This window comes from Streptomyces sp. NPDC058231 (genome assembly GCF_042882275.1).
Lineage (GTDB): Bacteria > Actinomycetota > Actinomycetes > Streptomycetales > Streptomycetaceae > Streptomyces.
On sequence record NZ_JBHVWN010000070.1, the window covers coordinates 1 to 21,968 of the forward strand.

General features: G+C 69.5%; 21 protein-coding genes. 12 read left to right on the plus strand and 9 right to left on the minus strand.

Features of this window, described 5'->3' with window-relative positions; translation table 11 throughout:
- Window positions 1–214: 214 nt before the first annotated feature.
- On the plus strand, window positions 215–982 hold the full coding sequence (locus ACFVXE_RS31605; RefSeq protein WP_389676351.1) for a class I SAM-dependent methyltransferase: 768 nt from the start codon (window positions 215–217) through the stop codon (window positions 980–982).
- Between the two features lie 318 nt (window positions 983–1,300).
- Window positions 1,301–2,008, plus strand: a complete 708-nt coding sequence (locus tag ACFVXE_RS31610; RefSeq protein WP_389676352.1) for a DUF2470 domain-containing protein — start codon at window positions 1,301–1,303, stop codon at window positions 2,006–2,008.
- Window positions 2,009–2,087: 79 nt separating this feature from the next.
- Here ACFVXE_RS31610 and ACFVXE_RS31615 read toward each other — a convergent pair whose 3' ends face one another.
- From ACFVXE_RS31615 to ACFVXE_RS31625, 3 genes are read right to left on the minus strand one after another with little or no spacing between them, the layout of a single operon-like run.
- Window positions 2,088–2,741 carry a TetR/AcrR family transcriptional regulator gene (locus tag ACFVXE_RS31615; protein WP_389676353.1) on the minus strand — a complete coding sequence of 218 codons (654 nt, stop codon included), beginning with the start codon at window positions 2,739–2,741 and terminating at the stop codon, window positions 2,088–2,090.
- Window positions 2,738–3,418 (minus strand): DUF4166 domain-containing protein, encoded by a 681-nt coding sequence (locus ACFVXE_RS31620; RefSeq protein WP_389676354.1) that lies wholly within the window; start codon window positions 3,416–3,418, stop codon window positions 2,738–2,740. The genes ACFVXE_RS31615 and ACFVXE_RS31620 overlap by 4 nt, the downstream gene beginning before the upstream one ends.
- On the minus strand, window positions 3,415–4,119 hold the full coding sequence (locus ACFVXE_RS31625; protein WP_389676355.1) for a hypothetical protein: 705 nt from the start codon (window positions 4,117–4,119) through the stop codon (window positions 3,415–3,417). Before ACFVXE_RS31625 ends, ACFVXE_RS31620 begins: the two co-directional genes overlap by 4 nt.
- Before the next feature lie 457 nt (window positions 4,120–4,576).
- Between ACFVXE_RS31625 and ACFVXE_RS31630 the strand changes: the two genes are divergently transcribed.
- The 3 genes from ACFVXE_RS31630 to ACFVXE_RS31640 all read left to right on the plus strand — a co-directional run bounded on the left by ACFVXE_RS31630 (window position 4,577) and on the right by ACFVXE_RS31640 (window position 7,525).
- Window positions 4,577–4,963: a hypothetical protein gene (locus ACFVXE_RS31630; protein WP_389676356.1), complete on the plus strand. Its 387-nt coding sequence runs from the start codon at window positions 4,577–4,579 to the stop codon at window positions 4,961–4,963.
- Window positions 4,964–5,327: 364 nt separating this feature from the next.
- Window positions 5,328–6,095: an SDR family NAD(P)-dependent oxidoreductase gene (locus ACFVXE_RS31635; RefSeq protein WP_389676358.1), complete on the plus strand. Its 768-nt coding sequence runs from the start codon at window positions 5,328–5,330 to the stop codon at window positions 6,093–6,095.
- A gap of 728 nt (window positions 6,096–6,823) precedes the next feature.
- Complete coding sequence (locus tag ACFVXE_RS31640) at window positions 6,824–7,525, plus strand: alpha/beta hydrolase (RefSeq protein ID WP_389676359.1); 702 nt, start codon at window positions 6,824–6,826, stop codon at window positions 7,523–7,525.
- 249 nt (window positions 7,526–7,774) lie between these two features.
- Here ACFVXE_RS31640 and ACFVXE_RS31645 read toward each other — a convergent pair whose 3' ends face one another.
- Window positions 7,775–8,131, minus strand: a complete 357-nt coding sequence (locus tag ACFVXE_RS31645; protein WP_389676361.1) for a MerR family transcriptional regulator — start codon at window positions 8,129–8,131, stop codon at window positions 7,775–7,777.
- A gap of 91 nt (window positions 8,132–8,222) precedes the next feature.
- Here ACFVXE_RS31645 and ACFVXE_RS31650 point away from each other — a divergent pair, with 91 nt between their 5' ends.
- Window positions 8,223–8,702, plus strand: coding sequence for a hypothetical protein (locus ACFVXE_RS31650; protein ID WP_389676363.1), 480 nt, complete (start codon window positions 8,223–8,225; stop codon window positions 8,700–8,702).
- A 106-nt stretch (window positions 8,703–8,808) separates the two neighbouring features.
- Here ACFVXE_RS31650 and ACFVXE_RS31655 read toward each other — a convergent pair whose 3' ends face one another.
- The 4 genes from ACFVXE_RS31655 to ACFVXE_RS31670 all read right to left on the minus strand — a co-directional run bounded on the left by ACFVXE_RS31655 (window position 8,809) and on the right by ACFVXE_RS31670 (window position 13,390).
- A complete protein-coding gene (locus ACFVXE_RS31655; protein ID WP_389676364.1) occupies window positions 8,809–10,536 on the minus strand; it encodes a thiamine pyrophosphate-dependent enzyme in 1,728 nt (575 codons plus the stop codon).
- A gap of 21 nt (window positions 10,537–10,557) precedes the next feature.
- Window positions 10,558–12,072, minus strand: coding sequence for an FMN-binding glutamate synthase family protein (locus tag ACFVXE_RS31660; RefSeq protein ID WP_389676393.1), 1,515 nt, complete (start codon window positions 12,070–12,072; stop codon window positions 10,558–10,560).
- 234 nt (window positions 12,073–12,306) lie between these two features.
- On the minus strand, window positions 12,307–12,744 hold the full coding sequence (locus tag ACFVXE_RS31665; RefSeq protein WP_389676366.1) for a cupin domain-containing protein: 438 nt from the start codon (window positions 12,742–12,744) through the stop codon (window positions 12,307–12,309).
- Window positions 12,745–13,168: 424 nt separating this feature from the next.
- A complete protein-coding gene (locus ACFVXE_RS31670; RefSeq protein ID WP_389676367.1) occupies window positions 13,169–13,390 on the minus strand; it encodes a hypothetical protein in 222 nt (73 codons plus the stop codon).
- An 880-nt stretch (window positions 13,391–14,270) separates the two neighbouring features.
- On the opposite strand from ACFVXE_RS31670, the gene ACFVXE_RS31675 reads away from it, so the two are divergent.
- The 6 genes from ACFVXE_RS31675 to ACFVXE_RS31700 all read left to right on the plus strand — a co-directional run bounded on the left by ACFVXE_RS31675 (window position 14,271) and on the right by ACFVXE_RS31700 (window position 20,538).
- Entirely contained in the window at window positions 14,271–15,431 is a 1,161-nt protein-coding gene (locus ACFVXE_RS31675; RefSeq protein ID WP_389676395.1) for a glutathione-independent formaldehyde dehydrogenase, read from the plus strand.
- Between the two features lie 174 nt (window positions 15,432–15,605).
- Window positions 15,606–18,059, plus strand: a complete 2,454-nt coding sequence (locus tag ACFVXE_RS31680; protein WP_389676368.1) for a phosphoketolase — start codon at window positions 15,606–15,608, stop codon at window positions 18,057–18,059.
- A 439-nt stretch (window positions 18,060–18,498) separates the two neighbouring features.
- Window positions 18,499–18,750 carry a DUF6400 family protein gene (locus ACFVXE_RS31685; protein ID WP_389676369.1) on the plus strand — a complete coding sequence of 84 codons (252 nt, stop codon included), beginning with the start codon at window positions 18,499–18,501 and terminating at the stop codon, window positions 18,748–18,750.
- Window positions 18,734–18,979, plus strand: coding sequence for a hypothetical protein (locus ACFVXE_RS31690; protein WP_389676370.1), 246 nt, complete (start codon window positions 18,734–18,736; stop codon window positions 18,977–18,979). The genes ACFVXE_RS31685 and ACFVXE_RS31690 overlap by 17 nt, the downstream gene beginning before the upstream one ends.
- A gap of 146 nt (window positions 18,980–19,125) precedes the next feature.
- The gene (locus ACFVXE_RS31695; RefSeq protein WP_389676371.1) at window positions 19,126–19,704 is read left to right on the plus strand and encodes a hypothetical protein; all 579 of its coding nucleotides are present in this window, start codon (window positions 19,126–19,128) and stop codon (window positions 19,702–19,704) included.
- 171 nt (window positions 19,705–19,875) lie between these two features.
- Window positions 19,876–20,538, plus strand: a complete 663-nt coding sequence (locus ACFVXE_RS31700; RefSeq protein WP_389676372.1) for a class I SAM-dependent DNA methyltransferase — start codon at window positions 19,876–19,878, stop codon at window positions 20,536–20,538.
- A 136-nt stretch (window positions 20,539–20,674) separates the two neighbouring features.
- Here ACFVXE_RS31700 and ACFVXE_RS31705 read toward each other — a convergent pair whose 3' ends face one another.
- Window positions 20,675–21,835: an amidase gene (locus tag ACFVXE_RS31705; RefSeq protein WP_389676374.1), complete on the minus strand. Its 1,161-nt coding sequence runs from the start codon at window positions 21,833–21,835 to the stop codon at window positions 20,675–20,677.
- Window positions 21,836–21,968 lie beyond the last annotated feature (133 nt).

Here is a 21,968-nt window from a genome sequence, read left to right on the forward strand (position 1 = left end):
ACTTTTATGCTATAAAATCTGGCACCCGCAACCCCACCAACACCCACCCCGACCGCCAGGGGGGGGGGGGGGCCGCGGCGGCGCCCCCCCCCCCGCCGCACCCCGGACAACGATCGCGACGACCGGATCGCGAAGTATCAGCACGAGGCACAGGAAGACGCGGTGACCGGCATCTCCGGTGCCTGCGGTGGATCGCGCGCAGTAGCCTCGGTCCATGCCCGAGTCAACGGTGGCACGCTTCTACGACGAACTGGCCGACGACTACCACCTGATCTACGCGGACTGGTACGCGAGTATGCGCCGGCAGGGCGAGGCCCTGGACGCCTTGATCGGCCGGGACCACGCGACCGTGCTCGACTGCTCCTGCGGTATCGGTACACAGGCCATCGGCCTGGCGCTGCGTGGGCACCACGTCACCGGAACCGACCTCAGTCCCCGCGCCGCCGCCCGCGCAGCCCGGGAGGCCGCCCGCCGGAACCTCTCACTGCGTACGGCCGCCGCCGACATGCGACGCCTCCCGTTTCCCGGCGGCCGGTTCGACACCGTCGTCTGCGCCGACAACTCACTCCCCCACCTCACGACGGAACAGGATGTGCACGCGGCCCTGGCCGAGATGCGCCGGGTGCTGCGTCCCTCCGGTCTGCTGCTGGTGAGCACACGCCCGTACGACGACCTGTTGCGCGCCCACCCCGTTTCGACACCTCCGCAGGTCCACCGGCCCACCGACGGCGGGGAACGAACCGTCACCTTCCAGCTCTGGCACTGGCACGACGACGGCGAACACTACGACCTGGAGCACTTCCAACTCCTGCCGGCAGGCGGGGACTGGCGCGTCCAGGTGCGCCGGACCACCTACTGGGCGCTCGGCCGGGACCGGCTGACCGGTCTCGCGGTGGACGCGGGGTTCGTGGACCCCGAGTGGCGCATGCCGGAGGAGACCGGCTTCTTCCAGCCGCTGCTCGTGGCGCGCGCCGGCGCGTAGGCCGGTCCAGCATCCAGCGACCTGGCGGCCTCGTCTGCGGGGCGCCGGCGGATCGCCTCCTGCGGCCGCACGGGCCGATTCCGCCGGCCACCCGCGCTCGCCGACGGTGAAGCAGCGCGCCACTGCGGGTTCGCCCCGCAGTCCCCACCGCCGAGGCCCAGAGGCGAGCACGGCGGCATCCGGGCCCGATCGCCGATCCGTGTCATCCGACTCCTGCGATCGACCGGTACCGACGCAGACCCGGGATCAATAGGTTAGGTTAGGCATGCCTAAGTATCCATCCTCGGGTCTCGCCGTCCGCTCCTCCGGAGAACTTGAATGCGTCTTTTCCACTCCCGTGTCACGCAGCCGACCCCTGCCGAACGCGTACTTTCGATCCTGGCCGCCGCCCATTCGATGACGGTGGTGAACGACGGGCTCGATCCCATCGAGGTGCACCGCTTCGACGGCACGGGCGCGATGGGCCACATCCACCTGCACGAACCGTCCGAGGTCGGCCCCACCCATCCGGACATACGCGTCCCGGTCCGGTTGGAGTTCACCGACATCGCGCCCACGCCGGTGCGAGACCGACTGCGCGCCCGCGTCACGGTGACCGGCCTGGTGTCGGCCCGGTACAGCACGGAGACCACGGAGAGCACCTGCATGGAGTTCGGCCAGGCGGTCATCGAAGACCACAGGGGCCGGACCTTCGTGACGCTGGAGACGCTGCAGGGGACGACGCCGGATCCGATCGCCACCAGCGAGGCAGCGATGCTGACCCACCTCATGGACAGCCACGGCGAACTCGTTCCCCTGCTCCTGCGCCTCGTGCGGCCACAGCCGGACAGGAGTGTGGAGTGCGTCTTCCCCCTGGCCATGGACCGCTACGGCGTGACCCTTCGTCTGGAGCACCCCGACTCCCACCGGGATGTCCGGTTGCCGTTCGCGACGCCCGTGTCCCGGATCGATCAGGCCGGCCCCCGGATCCACGCCCTGCTGGCCGCCGCCCGTCGCGCGTCCCATCCCAATCGACTCCCCGCCTGACTGCGGGCCGGGACGCCCGATCCAGTAGTCAGGCGGGCGCGGCGTCGGGTGTCGTGACGGCGGCCGCGGTCCGAGAGGTTCACGATCGGTCCCGGGCGCTCGAATGCCCGCGGCCGCGCCTCACCCGGGCGCGCACCGCACGCCGGGCGACAGGTCCCAGTTCCTCCAGCACGGTCACAAGCGCGGAGAGCTGCTCCAGCGCGTCCAGCGCGCGCTCGGCACCGTCCGCGTCCACCCCTTCGTACAACTCCAGTCCGATGAAGGCGGCAGCGGTCGCGCGCGCCAGACCGGGGACATCCACGAATTCCGCCAGGGGCGTGTCCGCCAGTACCCGCGCCAACGCCCCCTCGATCTCGTCGATCCACAGCGCGAGGCCCGCCGCGGTGGCCGGGGCGAGCCTCGGCTGGGTCTGCGCTCCGGCCAGCAACTGGGCGAGAACGGCCACGTTCCCGTCCGCGCGCTCGGTGGCATGCAGCTCACGACCCAGTTCGAGGAGTTCACCCAGGTTACGGACACGGCTCAGCCGCTCGCGGTAGACGGCCACCCGTTGTTCGGCGCCGTGACGGCAAGCGGCGGAGAGCAGTTCGTCGACGCTCTTGAAGTGGTAGAAGACCAGCGCCTGGTTCACCCCGGCCGCAGCGGCAATGCTGCGCGCGGAGACCTTGGCGATGCCCTGCTCGGTGATCATGTGCAACGCGCCGGCCAGCAGTCTCGTCCGAGTGTCTGCGCTCATGCCCGCGCTTCTTCGCGTACCGGCCGCAGGCTGTCCCGGACTCCGTACTTCTCGACGTCGACGAAGTCGGCCGTGAAGGAACCTCCGTACCCGAAGAGCCGCCCGAACCGCCGGTTGGTGACGGAGACCTGGATCCGGAAACGCCGCGCGATGTCGTCGTACCACTCGCGCACCAGGGCGTCACCCGCGATGAGGTCCGGGACGCGAGCGTCCAAGGGGCCCTCGCGAAAGCGATGTGCACCGGAGCGGATGACCAGCGCGCCCCAGGCATCCACCACGAAGTGCAGGTCGGTGGCGAGGTGCTGGTGGGTGCCGAGGTAGTCGACGACGCAGTCGCGTTCGTGGCTGAAGACCATGGTGGCGTCGAACCGCCGGTGACGCCGGGGGAACGCGAAGGTCCGCACGAAAGTGACGGTCTCCCGCCCGTGCGAGTCCAGGTAGGGGAAGTTCTCGATGGTGAACGGCACATCGCGCCCGGCCTGAGGGAGGAGGACGTTACGGCTGCCGCCGAGCGCGAGGAACGGCCGTACGAAGCCACGGCCGTGCCATATGCGGTCCATCGTGCCGCGTCCGATGCAAGCCTCTCCGCTGTCGAGTCCGACGGAGAAGCGCCGTCGCATCTGGGGATGGAGCCGGTCGAAGTCGGCGCCGAGGGCGCGCTGGAAGATCGAGGTCATGACGTCTCCGGGGCGATGAGGGCAGCCGGCGGTGCCGGCGGCGCGGAACCCGTGCGTTCGGGCGGGTGGCGAAGACAGCGGCGGGCGGCCGGAGTGAACGGCAGCGGCGGAAGGAGGACCGCGAGCGCCGCGACGGCGAGGGAGGCCACCGGAACGGCCACGACGGCCAGGACGACGGCCAACAGACGAACGGTGGAATCACCGAGGGCGTACCGCAGGGACCGTTCGGGCGGAATGCCGCGCTCGCACCACAGCCGCAGTCGGTCGAAGGACCAGGCCGTTGCCCACCTCATCAGGGGCCGGAAGGCGAGACGGTCGACCAGGCGCCCGAAACGGCCCCAGCGAGAGCGATAGTGATAACCCGTCAGAAACCGAATGCCGTTCTCCGCCGGGATGTAGCGCCAATAGCCGCTCCCGTCCTCGATGAGCGAGAGCGGGTCCGGTGAGGAGAAGCGCAGGACGGAGGTTCGGGTGCCCTCCGGATGGTGACGGTCCCCGGCAGCGACTCCGACGCCGGCGACCGTCAGGCACGGCAGAACTCGTGTGGTGTAGCGGAAGTGCTGTGGCTTCCCAGGCGTGCGCGGAAGGTAGTCGATGCCGGTGAACCACAGATCCCAGCGCCGATGTTGCTCCGGCTGCTGCGTACGGTCCCACAGCTCGTCAGGATCGGCGCGTATCAGCGTCTCGATGTACAGGCCCACCGTGGCTCCCCCTACCGGTTTGAGCGACTGCTCAAGAAAGCGTACGGCCTTTTGAGCAGTCGCTCAAGCAGATTCGGTTACGGGGGCCGCCCTCGACGAAGCGGTGCCCGGTCGTCTCCGCCTCGGACGTGCGACCTTCCAGGGAAAGGCAGTTGACGTACGCCGCGGCCGCGCATCGATCACCGCCGGTCTGAACAGCGGCTCGTCCAGGTGCTCTCCACGACGCCCCGGCCGGCGGCCGACGGGGCTCTGACGGCGCGGTGGCGTCAGCCGTTGGCCGGCATCACCCGGAACGCCTCGATGCTGGTGTACTCGCCCCCGTACCCGGCCTCGGCGCCGGGCTCGCCCGCGGCCGCTGCCTGCCGACAGTCACGACGACCGGGGCATGACGGTGATGGACGCGCTCCAGCGGCGTGGGGTGCCGTTCCGGCCCGGTCCACAGCGTTAGGGTCGGCGCGTGGGCCGACCTGACGAGTGCGCGGAAGGCGCCGGACCGTTCACCACCCGTCTCACCTGGCGCCTCGCCGACGGCGGATCCGCCGTCTGGGAGTCGCGCACAGCCCGCCGACGGGGAGCGTTCAAGGTCCGGGCCGCGGGAGAGACCGAGCACAGGCCGCAGCTCTCAGACGCCACGACTCTCCGTCGGCTCCGCAGGCTGAACGTCATCGCGTCTGTCGGATTCACGATCGGCGGCGCCCTGTTCGCTCTCGGGGCGGTCTTCACCCGTCCGGCGACCGGCAGCCTGGTCAACGTCAGTGTCGCCAACTGGGGCACCTTCGCGGGAGCACTGTGCTTCGCCGCGGCCGGCCTGCTGCAGGTCTTCGAACGGCCGTACGTGTCCTGACGCCCGGCAAGCCGGAGAGCCCGCGGGCTCCGGGGCGCACGGGGCAGCTCGCCGTCAGGGCGCCCAGCGCAGTCGTACCGCCTCCCATTCGTGTGGCCGACCCGTGCGAGGGGCAGGGCCGTCCTGCCCGGTTCCCCGCGTCGGCCGCGCTCCGCCGCGAACCCGTCGTCGACCACCCGGGACGACATCCGAGCCGGTCACCTCCGCCGTGCGCTGCCGACCCACCCCACACAACGTGGCGTGGCCGACCCCGATCTCGCAGGGGATCTCTGTCCACATGTCACAGACGGCCGGGCTGTCTCGTCTCGGGTGACGAGGACAGGCCCTCAGAAAGAACACACCATCCCGCTGCCAGGAGTTGGCCATGAGCGAACACGCCACACACCAGAAGATCGCGCTGATCACCGGGGGGAACAAAGGGATCGGCCGCGCGGCCGCCGAGCAACTCGCCGCGCTGGGCGTAACGGTCCTGGTCGGCGCAAGGGACGCGCGACGAGGTGAGGAGGCCGCCGCGGCGCTGCGCGCGGCAGGCGGCCATGCGCACGCGGTCACCCTGGACGTCACCGACCAGGCCACCGCCCTGGCCGCCGCACAGCAGATCGAGGAGCGCTTCGGTCACCTCGACGTGCTGATCAACAATGCCGGTATCTCCGGATCCGGCCAGGTGTCACCGGAAGACGCCCATGACCAAGTACCCAGCTCCGTCGACCTGGACATGGTCCGGGCGGTGTTCGAAACCAACGTCTTCGGGGTGATCGCGGTGACCAACGCCATGCTTCCGCTGCTGCGACGGTCGTCGGGGCCACGTATCGTCAACGTCAGCAGCGCCGCTGGGTCACTGGCCCTCGCCGCCGACCCGGACGGCCCGCTGGCGGGTCTGCTCGCGTCTGCCGCGTACACACCGTCGAAGACCGCGCTGAACGCGTTGACCGTGCAATACGCCAATGAGCTGCGGAAGAGCGGCATCCTTGTCAATGCCGCCGACCCCGGGTACGTCGACACCGAGCTCAACAACCACACCGGGTTCCTCACGGTCGGGCAGGGCGCCGCGGTCCTGGTGCGTCTGGCCACGCTCGGCGCGGACGGGCCGACCGGTGGGTTCTTCAACGAGGACGGCCCGGTGCCCTGGTGACAACGGTCGCTCGACGTCCCGGAGAAGGTGGGCCGTAACCGTCAGGTAGGAACGGAGTCACTGCGTCCGGTTGTCCGAGGGGGCGGCCCTACCGCAGGGGTCGGGCGGTGCCCCGGTCGCCCGACCTCGGAGAACCCGGACATCCCGCTCGGTGACTCCGTGCCACCTGTCGAAGGAGTCGGCCGGAGCCCGATTCGGGGGTGATCCGCGACGACGCTCGCGACGGGTGCCCGTCGTCGAGGAGCTGTGGCTTCCTTCCGAGAGGTGGTTGACTGCACCGCATGGACCTCGCGCGAGCCTTCCGTCCGTGTCCGGACGTGGTGACGAGCTGCTCCGGCCGGGTTGCCGCCCGGTATCGCCTCGCCCGGCGGGACGGCCGGTCATGACTGCCGATCGGATGCCGTCGGGGCCAGGTTCTGTCCCGGCGGCTTCGAATGCGCCCCCGTTCGATCCCGAACTGAGCCTGGCACTGGCGGCTTCCGGGAGCATGGCGAGGCAACCGTTCACCCGGGAGAACCTTGCGGCCCGGCAGGAACAGGATGCCGATGCCCGACCCAGGCCGACGGTCCGGGATCTCCGGGCCGACGGCCGCTTCGAGGTGGATGAGCTGCGTGTTCCGGGAACGCAGGACGGGCAGGACGTCACACTCGTGCGTGCCCGGCCCGCCGGGATCTCCGGGCTGCTGCCGTTGCTGTACTACATGCACGGCGGCGGAATGATCATGGGCAATGCATGGTCCGTCCTACCGCGGCTGCTACGCGAGTTGGCTCTCCCCCCTGGGGTTGGCCGTGATCTCCGTCGAGTACCGGTTGGCACCTCAGGCGCAGTACCCCGGACCGGTGGAGGACTGTTACACCGGACTCGTCCGGGTGGCTCTGGACGCGGCCGACCTGGGCATCGACGCGGAGCGCATCATCGTCGGGGGAAAGAGCGCCGGCGGCGGACTCGCCGCGGCACTTGCCCTGCTCACCCGTGACCGAGGCGGCCCCGCACCGATCGGGCAGATGTTGCTGTGTCCGATGCTCGACGACCGCAACAACACCTTCTCCAGCCATCAGATGGCCGGTATCGACACCTGGGACCGGACGTCCAACGCAACCGCGTGGCAGGCACTGCTGGGCGACCGGTACGGCGCCGCGGACCTGCCGCCCTACGCGGCTCCCTCCCGCGCCGGGGATCTGTCCGAGCTGCCCCCGGCCTACATCGAGGTCGGGTCGGCCGAGACGCTCAGGGACGAGGGCGTGGCTTTCGCCGATGCCATCTGGCGGGCAGGTGGTCAGGCCGAACTGCACGTATGGCCCGGGGCCTTCCACGGCTTCGACACCTTCGCACCACGGGCGGCTCTCAGCCAGGATGCCCGCAACGCCCGTGCCCGGTGGCTCCGGCGCATCCTCGGATCGTCCGGTGCCGACAGGGGACCTGTCCGCTGAGCACGTCACCATGGTTTCACGATCACCGACCGGGCGGCCTGCACGGGGGCACAGGACGCCGTGTGCTGTCCGCTTCAACATGTCGACGAATGTACGAAGTTGGCGATCCTGCGAGCAGCCGGTCGGCCACCCGCTCCTTGGTGGGGCTGACCGCACCCTGAGCGTGGCGGAAGCACCACCGACGAGCTGCAGCGACCCGGCTTCGCCCGGGAGGTGCTTGCAGCCGCTGCAACCCGGGCGCCGGTGCGCTCAGTCGGCTGCCTGCAACGGGCATCCGGTCCCGACGCGCGCGTGAAGATCGGCCCGCAGGGCGGCGAGTTGTGCCATGCGGGCGTCGATCACCTCGATCTTCGCCTCGAACAGCGTGGACAACGCCTCGGCGGTGTCCGGCGCTTCGCGCAGTTCCTCACCGGTCCGTGCGATCTCGGCCAGCGAGAAGCCGAGTGTCTGTGCGGTACGGATGTACTGCAGCCAGATCACTGCCTCCGGCGGGAAGTCACGATAACCGTTGGGCAGCCGTTGACCTGTGACGAGGCCGATCTTCTCGTAGAAGCGAAGGGTGTCCTTGGTCGTCCCCGTCCGCGCGGCCAGTTCACCGATCCGCATGACTCTCCCCGTGGGCCGCTGACTTGACCTTGGAGAGTACTCCACTGTCTACCGTCGGGGCGTCGATACCCGAGACCAGCTGGAGCCCGTCGTGATCCGTCCTTTCGCCTCTTCCCGCCGCGCCTATGTCCGCGTCGTACGCGCCAGCGCCTGGTACGACCTCGTGGTCACAGCGGGATTCGCCACGCCGTGGACCTACGCGCTGGTGCACGGCGCATTGTCGTCGCTGGGCGACGCGTCCGGACTGGGTGCCCTGCCCGAACGCGACGTGATTCAGACGCTGTACGCGAACCTGATGGGTTCGGTGGTGGTCGTCTGGGCGCTCCTGCGGATCGTCAGACCACTGCCCGCACACGGACTGCTCGACGGCGTCGCGCGCACGCTGTTCGCCGCGTGGCAGGCGTACGCACTGGCCCACGGTGCCCCGCGCTGGCTGTGGCTGTTCCTCGTCGTCGAGGTGGCATTCGGCATCGTCCAGCTCGTGCCCTGGTGTCGGGCTCGACGCAGCGGCCTCGCTGCCGAAGCCGCCGGTCCGGCCGTCGGTCAACCGCTCGGCGTCGAAACTCCGTGAGGCCCGGATCCGGACAGCAGAGGCGGCTCGACGGTACCCGGTGGACATGTACGGGCCCCATGGACACATCGGAGGCGGCCGGGCCGGTCCATGCGTTCCCATCATCTCAGCCCCCGTGGCTCGGCAGGATCTCCTTGATCTTGGCGATGGCGAAGCCCCACCCCTGGGCGACCGTCGGCTTGCCCGGTACCGCCACCTCCTCGGGGTTCGTCAGGACGTCCAGCAGGACCGGCCCCGGCGTGCCGAAGGCTTGACGCACACTGTCGTGGAGCTTCGCCGGGTCGGTCACCCGGATACCGGTCAGGCCGAGTGCGGTGGCGACGGCCGCGAAGTCCGGGTTGTCGAGTTCCGTTCCGAATTCGGCGAGGCCGGCCTGCTCCTGTTCGAGCTTGACCATCCCCAGACGCCGGTTGTCGAAGACCACGAGTTTGACCGGCAGCCGGTACGTCTTGATCGTCATGAGGTCCCCGAGCAGCATGCTCAGCCCGCCGTCGCCGCAGAAGGCGATGGTCTGCCGTTCCGGCGCCCAGAGCTGGGCCCCGATCGCCTGCGGCATGGCGTTGGCCATCGAACCGAGGTTGTACGAGCCGATCAGGCGCCGGCTTCCACGCATCGAGACGAACCGGGAGAGCCAGACGGTGGCCATACCGGTGTCGGAGGTGAAGACCGCGTCCTCGGCGGCGTGGGCGTCGACGGCCGCGGCGAGCGCCTCGGGGCGGATGTCGTGGTCCCGGTTGTCCAGGGCCGCCCGCAGCCTCCCGGTCCAGCGGCGGTCGTGTCCGGGGTCGGCCAGCCGCCGCTGTCCGGCCTGCCATTGCCGGTAGCGCTCCCGGGTGTCCTCCAGGTGTGTACGGTCGGGTCCCGCCTTCAGCCGGGGCAGCAGGGCGCGGAGCGTGGCGCCGACGTCGCCGACGAGACCCGCGTCCACGGGCACCCTGCGGCCCAGGTGCTCCTCACGGGTGTCGATCTGGACGACCTTGCAGCCCGTCGGATACCAGTCCCGGTAGGGAAAGTCGGTGCCCAGCATGACCAGCGTGTCGCAGGCATCGAGGGCGTGGGCGGCGGCGGGGTTGCCGATCAGGCCGGTCTGGCCGACCTCGAAGGGGTTGTCCCCCTCGAATCCTTCCTTCGCCTTCAGAGTCAGCACCATGGGCGCGCCGAGCAGTTCGGCCAGTTGGAACACCTCGGTCTTCGCCTCACGGGCTCCGCGGCCGACGAGCAGTGTGCAGGTCGATGCGGAGTTCAGAAGTTCCGCCGCCTCGGCGACGGCCGGGTCGTCCGGCCGGGTGACGGAACGGTGGTGGGCGAAGCGCGCCGGCGAGTCGTCGGTCAGCTCCTGGTCGCCCAGGTCGCCGGGGACGCTGAGCACGGCGACGCCGCCCCGGCTGATCGCCGCCCGGACAGCGGACTCCAGCATGCGCGGCATCTGGTCCGGCGAGGTGACGGTGGCCCGGTAGACCGCCACGTCCCGGAAGAGGAGATCGTTGTCCACCTCCTGGAAGTAGTCGCTGCCCAGTTCGGACAAGGGCACCTGGCCACAGACGGCAAGGACCGGGGTGCGGCTCTTGGCCGCGTCGTAAAGGCCGTTGAGGAGGTGGACGGAGCCGGGGCCGACCGTGCCCATGCAGACGCCGAGGTTGCCGGTCAGCTGCGACTGGGCGCCGGCCGCGAAGGCGGCCGCCTCCTCGTGACGGCAGCCGATCCAGTCGAGTCCGTCGGTGGTACGGATGGCGTCGGTGAGCGGATTGAGCGCGTCACCGACGACTCCGAACACCTGGTGGACCCCCAGGTCCTTCAGGGCGTCGACAATCACTCGGGCGACAGTGCGTGCCACGATGTCCTCCGGTTCCGGCGGTCAGTGGGTGAAATGGTCGGGGTCGGCGGCCTGCCAGTCGGCAGCCCACTCGGCGGGTGCGTCGTCGAGCAGTCGGCCCGGGGTGAGCCATGTGTGCAGCTGTGCGTAAGAACGGACGGTGTGCGGGTCGACGCGCTGGAGCAGCATGTGCGGGCGGAGCTGTGTCCGGTCGTCGACGCCCATGGCCGCCATGATCTGCTGGGCGCTCTTGACGGTGGCGGCCTGGAATCGGCCGACACGCTGAGCCTTGTCGCCGACGTCCAGGGCACGGGACCGCCGCCGGTCCTGGGTGGCTACACCGACCGGGCACGTGTTCGTGTGGCAGCGCTGGGCCTGGATGCAACCGAGCGCGAACATCATCGCCCGGGCGGCGTTGGTGTAATCGGCGCCCTGGATCAGCCGCTTGACCAGGTCGCCGCCAGTGGCGATCTTGCCGCTCGCGCCGATCCGGATGCGGTCGCGCAGTCCCGTCCCGACGAGGGCGTTGTGTACGGTCATCAGGCCCTCGCCGAGCGGCAGCCCGATGGTGTCGGCGAACTCCAGGGGCGCTGCGCCGGTCCCGCCCTCCGCACCGTCGACGATGATGAAGTCAGGCGTGATGCCTTCGTGCAGCATGGCCTTGCACACGGCGAGGAACTCGCGTCGGGAGCCGACGCACAGCTTGAAGCCGACGGGTTTCCCGCCGGCCAGCTCACGTATGCGGGCCAGGAACAGGACCAGTTCCCTCGGTGTCGTGAAGGCGGTGTGGTACGGCGGTGAGATGACCGTACGGCCCTCGGGTACGCCGCGGACCTTCGCGATCTCGGCAGTCACTTTGGCGCCGGGCAGCACTCCCCCGATTCCTGGCTTGGCTCCTTGGCTGAGTTTCAGCGAGACACACTTGACGTGTTCGTGGCCGGCCTTCTCGGCGAACCGGGCCGCGTCGAACGAGCCGTCCTCGGTGCGGCAGCCGAAGTACCCCGTACCCATCTCCCAGACCAGATCGCCCCCGGGACTCAGGTGGTACTCCGAGAGACCCCCCTCGCCCGTGTCGTGTGCGAAACCGCCCTGTGCGGCACCGGAGTTGAGCGCCAGTACGGCATTGGCCGACAGCGAGCCGAAACTCATGGCGGAGACGTTGAGCAGAGCCATGTCGTACGGCTGGGTGCAGTCGGGGCCGCCGATCCTGACTCGGGGAGGATCGGTGCGCACCGGCCGGGGTGACATGGACGGGACGAGGTATTCGCTGCCGGCCAGGTACAGGTCGCGCTCGGTGCCGAACGGCTCCTCGGCATCGGTCCCCTTGGCCCGCTCGTAGACGATGCTGCGGGTGTCCCGGTCGAAGGGACGGCCGTCGAAGTTCCGCTCGATGAAGTACTGCTGCAGCTCCGGCCGCAGTGCTTCCAGGGCGAACCGCAGGTGCCCGAGCACCGGGTAGTTCCGCAGGACCGAGTGCCGCCTCTGCAGGAGGTCGTGAGCGGCCACGGCGGCGAGGAAGGCGAGGAACGCGGCCGCAGCCCACCACCAAGGCGACATCACCGCGGCAGCGACGAACGCGCCGGCGGTCAGGCATCCGAGAAGAACAGGGACAAGAGTCTTCAGCACGTCGCACGTCTGTCCCGAGAAGTCCTGAACAATCCTCGGATCCGCTTCCGATCCGACCGGGCGGAACGGGGAGCACGCATGCGGGGGTGGGCCCGGTGCCGGGCCCACCCCCACCCGCACACACCTGCTCAGGACCCGGAGTGCGGGCCGGCCGCCCCCTCCCGGTCAGGCGGGTCGCGGAGCCCGCCGGTCCTTGCGCTGCTCCAGTTCCTCGTCTTCGACCAGCGTCAGCATCGGCTGACCCGGTGCACACATCATCGTGACGAGAAAACGGCTGCGGGAGTCCGTCCGGTTGTTTCCGTCCTGATAGTGGATCACATCGCCGCCCGGCTCCCAGAAAGTCTCTCCGGCCTTGATCACGCGCTCCGGCTCACCTTCGAGTTCGAAGAGCATCTCCCCCTCCAGCATGTATCCGAAGGCCGGGCCGGAGTGCCGGTGCGGGGGCGTGCCGGGGTCGCCCGGGGGGTATTCGATGACGACGGTCATCGCCTCGGCCCCTTCGGGGACGTACGGCGGCTTTGCCGTCTGCAGCACGGTCAGCGCGGTCTTCCACGCTTCGGACCGTGGTCCCTGTTCGGCGTTGGCCGGCTCGCTACTCGACATGGTGAAGCCTCTCGTGGTGCGCGACTGCCCGCAGGGACCGTCCGGGCCGGCATCGACGTCCGATCGCCCCGACGGGCCCGTCGGCTCACGGACTCGGCCGAGGCCGAGAGTTTCCTGTTCGAGGTTCTCCTGCGTCCCTGCAGCAGCTCCTGTCCGGTGCCTATGACCAGAAACCATCACCATTCGGTCACAGCTGCTGTCCGGACAGGGTAATGCCGACCTCAGGCCCTGGAGGGGCAACGACATGTGCACGGCCGTCCATGTCGGAACGCTTTCACGGGTGCGGACAATCGATCCCCGGCTCCCTCACGGCGTTTCCCACGCATGCCGGCGATCAGCGACGTCCACTCCCCTTCTCTCTTGCGCCCGCCCCTCACCGGGAGCGCGGCCCTCCGGTCCGAGGGGCACGCGCACGAAACGCCGATCAGAAGCAGCGGAGAAGGTGCTTGCGCCCGATGCCGTCGTCATGGATCCGCTGTATCTCAAGCCTGCCGGTGCCGTGAACGCCGCGCACACATCTGCGGCAGACCTCGTCGACGGTCCGGCGGATCGCCAGCTCCGCCGCCTGCATCGCATCGCAGGCCTGGTCTATCACGTAGTAGAGCCACGTGAACGTGCAGCCGGGCGCCCAGACCTCCAGCCCCACCAGCCATTTGTCTCCCGGAGCCGCATCCGTACGGGAGGAGCTCCCGTATCCGGGACGCCCCCCGGGCAACCCTTGTGTGTACGCGCCGCCGGCCGCACATCCCGGTGCGAACGGGCGCACAGGCACAGGTCCGTACGGCCGGTCGCAAGGCACATGCGCGCGCTCCACAGGCGCCACAGTTCCACAGGCACACCACACTGGAGACCTCCTCGCCCGGTCGGCCCAGGCCGCCCGTAGAAATATTCACACTTCAATAACTTTGACCGGAAATCGCCCCTCCTTGTGACACGAACCGTCGCCAGGAATTTCCCATCGGTCGGCAGGGCAGCAGAGGCGGGCGGAGCCTTCCCAGGTGAGCGTGCGTCTCAGCATCGAGTCGGCCGACCGGTGTTCGGCAGCGTTTGACAGGGTTTACCCAGATGCGAGCCTTGTAGAAGACACCCGCCGTGGGGAGGTCTGCGGTGGCTTCAGCGGATAAGAGACGAGGCAGGTGGATTCTCGCTTCGCTTGCCTGAGGCAACGCCGAGAATCGAGGTCCGGGATCCATGACCGACGAGCTGGGCGGCCGCGAGGTCGCCGTCCCGGCCACGGACGGCGTGGAACACATCGCCGCCGAGCGGTCCCGGGGCGCGCTGCACGGCGCCGGAGCCGAAACGGGACTGTTCTCCCTCCCTGCGGGGGAAACGAACGCCCGCCAGGGGGTGTCGACGCGACGGGGACCATGCCTGCGGACCGGAAGCCGTCCGACGCGTGTGCGGACGACTACGCGGCGTTGCTGCTGGTCGGCGGCGCGATGAATTCCGACCGGGTGCGCACCGACAAGGATGCGGTCGCCTTCGTGACGGCCTTCATGGCTGCGGGCGACCATCGAGGAGTGATCATGAAAGCAGCGGTATACGAAGGACCGCGGGCGGTCACGGTGAAGGACGTACCGGACGCGAAGATCGAGCACCCCTGCGACATCGTCGTGAAGATAACCAGCACCAACATCTGCGGCTCCGACCTGCACATGTACGAAGGACGCACCGACTTCGAGACCGGTCGCACCCTGGGGCACGAAAACCTCGGGCAGGTCGTCGAGGTGGGCCCGGCCGTCAGCAAGATCAAGGTCGGCGAGTACGTCGTCCTGCCGTTCAACATCGCCTGCGGTTTCTGCAAGCAGTGCGAGCAGGGGCTGACCAACTACTGCCTGACCATGCAGCCGGAGCCTGCGCTCGCCGGTGCCGCCTACGGGTTCGCCGACATGGGCCCGTACCAGGGCGGGCAGGCGGAGCTGCTGCGTGTGCCGTACGGAGATTTCAACGCCCTGCGGCTCGGCGAGGACGCGGCGGAACGCCAGGTGGACTACGTCATGTTGGCCGACATCTTCCCCACCGGCTACCACGCGACCGAGATGGCCGACGTCAAGCCCGGCGACCAGACCATTGTCTACGGGGCGGGGCCCGTGGGCCTGATGGCCGCCTACTCCGCGGTCCTCAGGGGAGCCGGCCGGGTATGGATCGCCGACCACCACCCCGACCGACTGCGCGTCGCGGAAGAGATCGGCGTCATCCCGATCGACATCACCGAAGAGGACCCGGCCGAGGTCGTCAAGGAAGCAACTCTCGGGCTCGGGGCCGACAACGGCTGCGAATGCGTCGGATATCAGGCCCACGACCCACAGGGACACGAAGACGCAAGTCTGCCTCTCAACGGCCTGATCGAATCCGTCCGTTTCACCGGCAACATCGGCGTCGTGGGCGTGTTCCTGCCCCAGGACCCCGGAGGCGCCGATGCCCAGGGAGAACTGGAGGCCCAGGGCAAAGTGCCGATCGACTTCGGCATGATGTGGCTCAAGGGCCAGCGGATGGGCACGGGCCAGGCGCCGGTCAAGAGGTACAACCGAGCCCTGCGCGACCTGATCGCCGGCGGCCGGGCGGAGCCCAGCTTCATCGTCTCGCACGAACTCGATCTCGACGAAGCCCCCACCGCCTACGAGCACTTCGACGCCCGAGACGACGGCTGGACCAAGGTCGTGCTCCACCCCGGCGGCAACACATGACCTCACGCAGCCGAGCCCGCTCGTCGTGACTGCCGGAGCGGGAGCACCCGGCCTACCCCGACCTCGGCTGCCGGAGTGCGGGCCCCAACCGCTGACCGTCGTGAACCACCGGGGCGTCGTGGCGCGCCCACTCCCCGGTCGTGGCAGCCGAATTGCACCGAAGGGAAGGCTGGGATGGACATGAACAGAACTCGGACCACTGCGGCCCCGGTCGCAGCGGCCGACCCGCTCGATCCGGAACAGCTGCACGCGATCAACGCGTGGTGGCGGGCGGCGAACTACCTGTCCGTCGGTGAGATCTACCTGCTGGACAACCCACTGCTGCGCGAACCTCTGCACCCCGAACACGTGAAGTCCCGGCTGCTCGGGCACTGGGGAACCACCCCGGGACTCAATTTCGTCTACGCCCACCTCAACCGGTGCATCACCGAGCGCGACCTCGACATGATCTACGTGATGGGTCCCGGTCACGGAGGTCCGGGACCGGTGGCGGCGGCGTGGCTGGAAGGAACGTACAGCGAGATCTACGCCGACGTGTCCCAGGACGCGCCAGGCATGAAGAAGCTGTTCACCCAGTTCTCGTTTCCGGGCGGCATCCCCAGCCATGTGGCCCCGGAGACCCCGGGATCGATCCACGAGGGCGGTGAGCTCGGATACTCCCTGTCGCACGCCTACGGCGCGGCATTCGACAACCCCGGGCTGACCGTCGCCGTGGTCGTCGGCGACGGGGAGGCGGAGACGGGCCCGCTGGCGACCAGCTGGCACTCCAACAAGTTCCTCGACCCGCAGCGCGACGGTGCGGTGCTGCCGATCCTCCACCTCAACGGCTACAAGATCGCCGGACCGACCGTGCTCGCCCGCATCGAACCCGAGGAACTTGACCAGTTGTTGCGCGGCTACGGCTACGTTCCCCATCTGGTGGAGGGTTCCGACCCGGCACGTATGCACCAGGACTTCGCGGCCGCCATGGACCGGTGCCTCGACGAGATCGCACAGATCCAGCGGCTCGCCCGCCATGACGGAGTCACCGAGCGGCCCCGCTGGCCGATGATCGTCCTGCGCACCCCGAAGGGCTGGACCGGCCCCAAGGAGGTCGACGGGCTGAAGGTGGAGGGCTCCTGGCGCTCGCACCAGGTGCCGTTCAGCAACGCCCGCGGCGACGAGGCGCACCGGGCGGTGCTCGAGCAGTGGATGCGCAGCTACCGGCCCGAGGAGCTGTTCGACGAGTCCGGCGCCCCGGTGCCCGAGATCCGTGACCTGCATCCGGCGGGCGAGCGGCGGATGAGCGCCAATCCTCATGCCAACGGCGGCCTGCTCCTGCGCGACCTACGGATGCCGGACTTCCGCGACTACGCGGTGCCGGTCGAGTCGCCCGGCACGGGAGCGGTGGAGTCCACCCGGGTCCTGGGAAAGTTTCTGCGGGACGTGATGCTCCGCAACATGAACAACTTCCGGGTCCTGGCCCCGGACGAGAACAACTCCAACCGGCTGGATGCCGTTCTCGAGGCCACGGGACGGACCTGGGAGGCCCGGATCGAGTCCGACGACGTGGGCCTCGCCACCGATGGCCGGCTGATGGAGATCCTGTCCGAGCACACCTGTCAGGGGTGGCTGGAGGGCTATCTGCTGACTGGCCGTCATGGGTTCTTCTCCTGCTACGAGGCGTTCATCCATATCGTCGACTCGATGTTCAACCAGCATGCCAAGTGGCTGAAGACCACTGGCCGCATCGAATGGCGACGTCCGATCGCCTCACTCAACTACCTGCTGAGCAGCCATGTATGGCGGCAGGACCACAACGGGTTCTCGCACCAGGACCCCGGCTTCATCGATCACATGGTGAACAAGAAGGCCGACGTGATCCGGGTCTATCTGCCGCCGGACGCCAACACCCTGTTGTCCACGGTCGATCACTGCCTGCGCAGCAAGCAGTATGTCAATGTCATCGTCGCCGGCAAGCAGCCGCAACTGCAGTACCTGAGCATGGATGACGCGATCGTGCACTGCACCAAGGGCGTCGGGATCTGGGAGTGGGCCAGCACGGACGCCGGCGTCGAGCCCGACGTGGTGCTGGGCTGCGCCGGGGACGTGCCGACGATGGAGACCCTCGCCGCGGCCGAGATCCTGCGCGGCTGGTTCCCCGATCTGCGGGTGCGTGTGGTGAACGTGGTGGACCTGATGCGGCTGCAGAGCGAAGGGGAGCACCCGCACGGGCTGTCGGACCGTGAGTTCGACGCGCTGTTCACCACCGACCGGCCGGTCATTTTCGCCTACCACGGGTACCCGTGGCTGATCCACCGCCTGACCTATCGGCGCACCAACCATGACCAGGTGCACGTGCGTGGCTACATGGAGGAGGGCACGACCACCACGCCTTTCGACATGTGCGTACTCAACCGGATCGACCGGTTCCACCTGGCCATCGACGTCATCGACCGGGTGCCCCGGCTGCAGGGAGTCTCCGCGCACCGCAGGGAGGAACTGCGCAACATGCTGATCGAGCACCGCCACTACATCCGTGCCCATGGTGAGGATCTGCCCGTGGTCCGCGACTGGCAGTGGTCTGCGATCCCGGCATCGAACGCATCCGCCGAGAGCCCGCCGCCGACCGGTCCGGCGCGGCCGTAACGTCCTTGCGGTGAGGAACGGTCCGGACAGTGCTCGGAAGAGCAGCCGGTTCAGCGCGGGCATCAGGCCGAGCGGGACCAGGGCCACCTTCAGCGAAGTCGCGTCGGCGACGCTGCCGATGAGGGGACTCGCGAGGCCGACGCGCGTGGGGAGGTGGGACGCATCTGCGCCGGTGACGACAGCGCTCCGCGCGGGGCGGGTCCACCCGGTGGAGCGGTCCGTGAAGTACATCACAGCGCCACGATCGGACGATGTGTGCCGTTCCAGGCCCGGTGCCGGCAACGGCCCACCCCTGTCCGCCGATCCGCGCGCACCGCACCGGCGGCCCGGATGGCGCGCTGCCCCGGGCCGCGCCAGGGCGACTTAGGTCACCCTTCCCTGTCCGTGCGGGTGCCTGGTACAGATGGTGGGGCTCTGCCAACACATCGGAAGTCTCGCCATGAACCAGGACAACACCACCGGCCTCATCCCCTTCACGATCGACCTGACCTTCGAGGAAGCCCGGCGACGGGCCGAGGTCGTGGCCGCGCTCGGCCCCGACTGGGACCCGATGGCCACCCTCCGAGGCGAGGACGAAGCGTACGCGCTCCTCTACTCGGGCCTGGATGCCGAGCAGCAGCGCACGTACGACCTGCTGGTGGCGGCCGGTGTCCTGCCGGGAGAGGAGCCGGGCCGTGCGGCTTCCCATTGACCCGCAGGCGGACCCTGCCCGTCGCGCCTGGGTGGCGTGCCCCGTCTGCGACGACGCCCGTCATTGCGCGCCCTGCGCCGACCGCCGCAACTGCGGCGAGCACTGGCGCTACCTGATCTCCAACAAGGGGCCGGTCGTCCACCTGCAGTGTCCGCAGTGCACCCACATGTGGTCACTGAACACCCGGCCCGGTGTGACCCTCCGCGACGACAGCGATCCCTGCTCCTGACGGGTCGGGGCACACCCCCCTCTGCGTCCCGCTCCACCGACCAGCAGAAGCCCGTGGGGCATGCCGCCGTGCCTGCACGGCACATGCGCGCAACGGCATCGCGCTGCACGGTCCGGCAGGATCGGGCGGCGCCTAGGATCACGGTCATGGACGACCGGGGGGCCGAAGCGGCCTGGCACGTGCTCGAAGGGGTTCCGGCCGGGCAGGAGGAAATTCCGGGGCTGTTGCGGGGGCTGGTGACCATCGGGAACCGTCGCGGCGCGTGGCAGCGGCTGGCGGAGAAGCTCGGGTGGCAGACCGACGAACCGCGCTTCGCGCACGCGGCGGCCCGTCTCTTCACCCTGCTCCCGGAGCTCGACCGCAGGCGCCGGGTCCAGGTGCTCGAGTTCCTGGCCCAGCGCGGTCACAACGCCTGCCGGAGCTCCGTCGGTGTGCACCACCTGACGTACACCGTGTTCGCGGACGGTGCCCGGCACGTCGTGCCGTTCGTCGCGGACCGCTCCGCGGCGGTCAGGACCCGCGCGGCCTGGCTCCTTCGCGAGATCCCGGACGACGCCCCGACGGCACTCGCGGCGCTGCGGCGGCAAGCCGCCGTGGAGAGCGACCCGACGGCGCTCGTATCCCAACTGCTCGCGGTGAGAAGGTTCGTGGCTTCCGGCGACAGCGGCGCGGCGGAGCTCGTGGCGTGGCCGAGGAACTGTGCAGGACGGCGCGGGAGGCGCTGATCCGCATCGGCCGTGCATGACCGGATCGGATCGGGCGGACCGGGGAAGTCCGGCGTGACGTGTGCTTCCTCGATGCTGCCCACGCGGCGGGTGAACCGGCGGCCGACCCGGATCACGGTCCGCTCCCCCGGGTGGACGACGAGCGGAGAGGGCGGACTACCCTCGCCGATCATGACTGAAGCGACCTATCTGTGCTCCACCCGGACGGCCTACGACACCGTCGCCGCCGACTACGAGAGGCTCCTCCGCGACGAACTGGACGCAAAACCGCTGGACCGCGCGATGCTCGCCGCGTTCTCCGAACTCGTGCGGGCACCTGGCAACGGGCCTGTCGCCGACCTCGGTTGCGGCCCGGGCCGCGTCACGGCCCACCTCCACGCGCTCGGAGTCGACGCGTTCGGTATCGACCTGTCTCCCGAGATGATCGCGGTCGCCGGCCGGAGGTATCCCGGACTTCGGTTCGCCGAAGGGTCGATGACCGCGCTGGAGCTGGACGACGGGACGCTCGGCGGCATCGTCGCCTGGTACTCGACCGTGCACACCCCACCGGAGCTGCTGCCCACCGTGTTCGCAGAGTGCCACCGGGTGCTGGCCCCGGGCGGCCACATGCTCCTGGCATTCAAGGTCGGCGACCGGCTTCGACACCTGGACCGGGCATACGGTCACGAGCTGTCGCTCGACGTCTACTGGATGTCTGCCGACCACGTCGCCGACCTGATGAGCAGGGCCGGCCTCGTCATGGACGCCCGGATGATCCGTGAACCCGACGAGAGCGAAAGGCCCCGGCAGGGACAGCAGGCCTTCTTCCTCGCCCACAAGCCCGAAGAATCGTGAAGCGGACTCCGTGGCCCGGCATGGCAGCCGGGCGGGGATGACATCGGCAAGACCCTGCGTCGACCTCTCCCGGCCACCCGAGGCCGAGCGGGAGAGTGCCCGGCCCGACTCCCGCTGACCGGCCCACGTCCACGACTCACCGAAGTTCCGGTCGAACGGCGCGGTCGGCGACGGCGAGGAGCTGTGGCTCGGCATGGTGGCGGGCCACGAGTTGGAGGCCGACGGGCTCACCCCGGGAAGTCGTACCTGCCGGCAGGCTGATGGCCGGATGTCCACTGATGTTGAAGGACCAGGTCAGCGCGACACTCATGCGATGTCCTGGGCCACCGTGGCCGTGCGGAGGGTGAGGGGTGGTGGGCGTGATGATGAGGTCGGCTCGTTCGCAGCAGTCACGCAGCCGCTCTTCGTTGGTCGTCGTGATGCTGCTGAGCTCGGTGGAGAGGGACGAGCCCGCACGAAGCGCTGCCCAGACGGGCGCGGGGTCGACGAGCGTGAGATCGGCGCCTTCGGCCCAGGTGATCAGCCCAGCGGTTTCGAGTCTTTCAGCCGCGCTCCGCGCGACGGCGGCGACTTCGGGGTCGGTGTCCGCGTACCCGAGCGTGGCCGACCAGGTCGCCGTGAGCGGGTGCGCGGACCGGGGGGCGATCGTCGGCGGACCGTCGAACACGTCAAGGTACGCGCGGGCGTCTCGCGGGCTGCGGACGAGGACCCCGGGCGAGTTCAGGCCCGCTCGATCACGGGCGGGCAACCGCCCGTTGGTGGGCTTGAGGCCGACGATGCCGCACCACGCGGCAGGAATACGCACCGATCCGGCGCCGTCGGATCCGCTCGCGAGCGGGACGAGGCCTGCGGCGACCGCGGTCGCCGCTCCGGCCGATGAGCCGCCCGGTGACCATGCCGGGTTGAGCGGGTTGAGGGTGGGTCCCCGGTCGGTGTGGCCGTAGGTCTGCCAGCCCCGGTTGTTGCGCGGCACCGAGGTGGCCCCGACCGGTACGCAACCGGCGTCCACGAGCCGGGTGTTCTGGTAGGAGCCGGCGCCTTCGCCTGCCTTGACACCGATCGGCACGCCGGCCAGGGGCAGCCGCGCTCCACGGGTGACCTGGGCGTCGACGTCGGCGGCTCGGGCAAGAGCCTGTTCGGCCCAGATCTCCGTGAAGGCGCGCAGGTCATCGTCATGTTCGGCGATACGGGCCAGGGCGGCCGAGGTGACGTCGACCGCTTTCAGGTCGCCCCGTGCCACGTGACGGGCGATGTCCACGGCGGACAGTGCCGCGTACTCACCGGGGGTGATCACCATCGTCCTCCTTCGGATCCAGCGCGTGGGTCGGCGCCTCCTGCCGTCGTTCCGGGCGCGGGATGACCTGCGCCGCCCCGGGTCGGAGACAGCACCGAGGCTCCGTGCGGGGCCGGGCACCCGGCCGCGGCTCCAG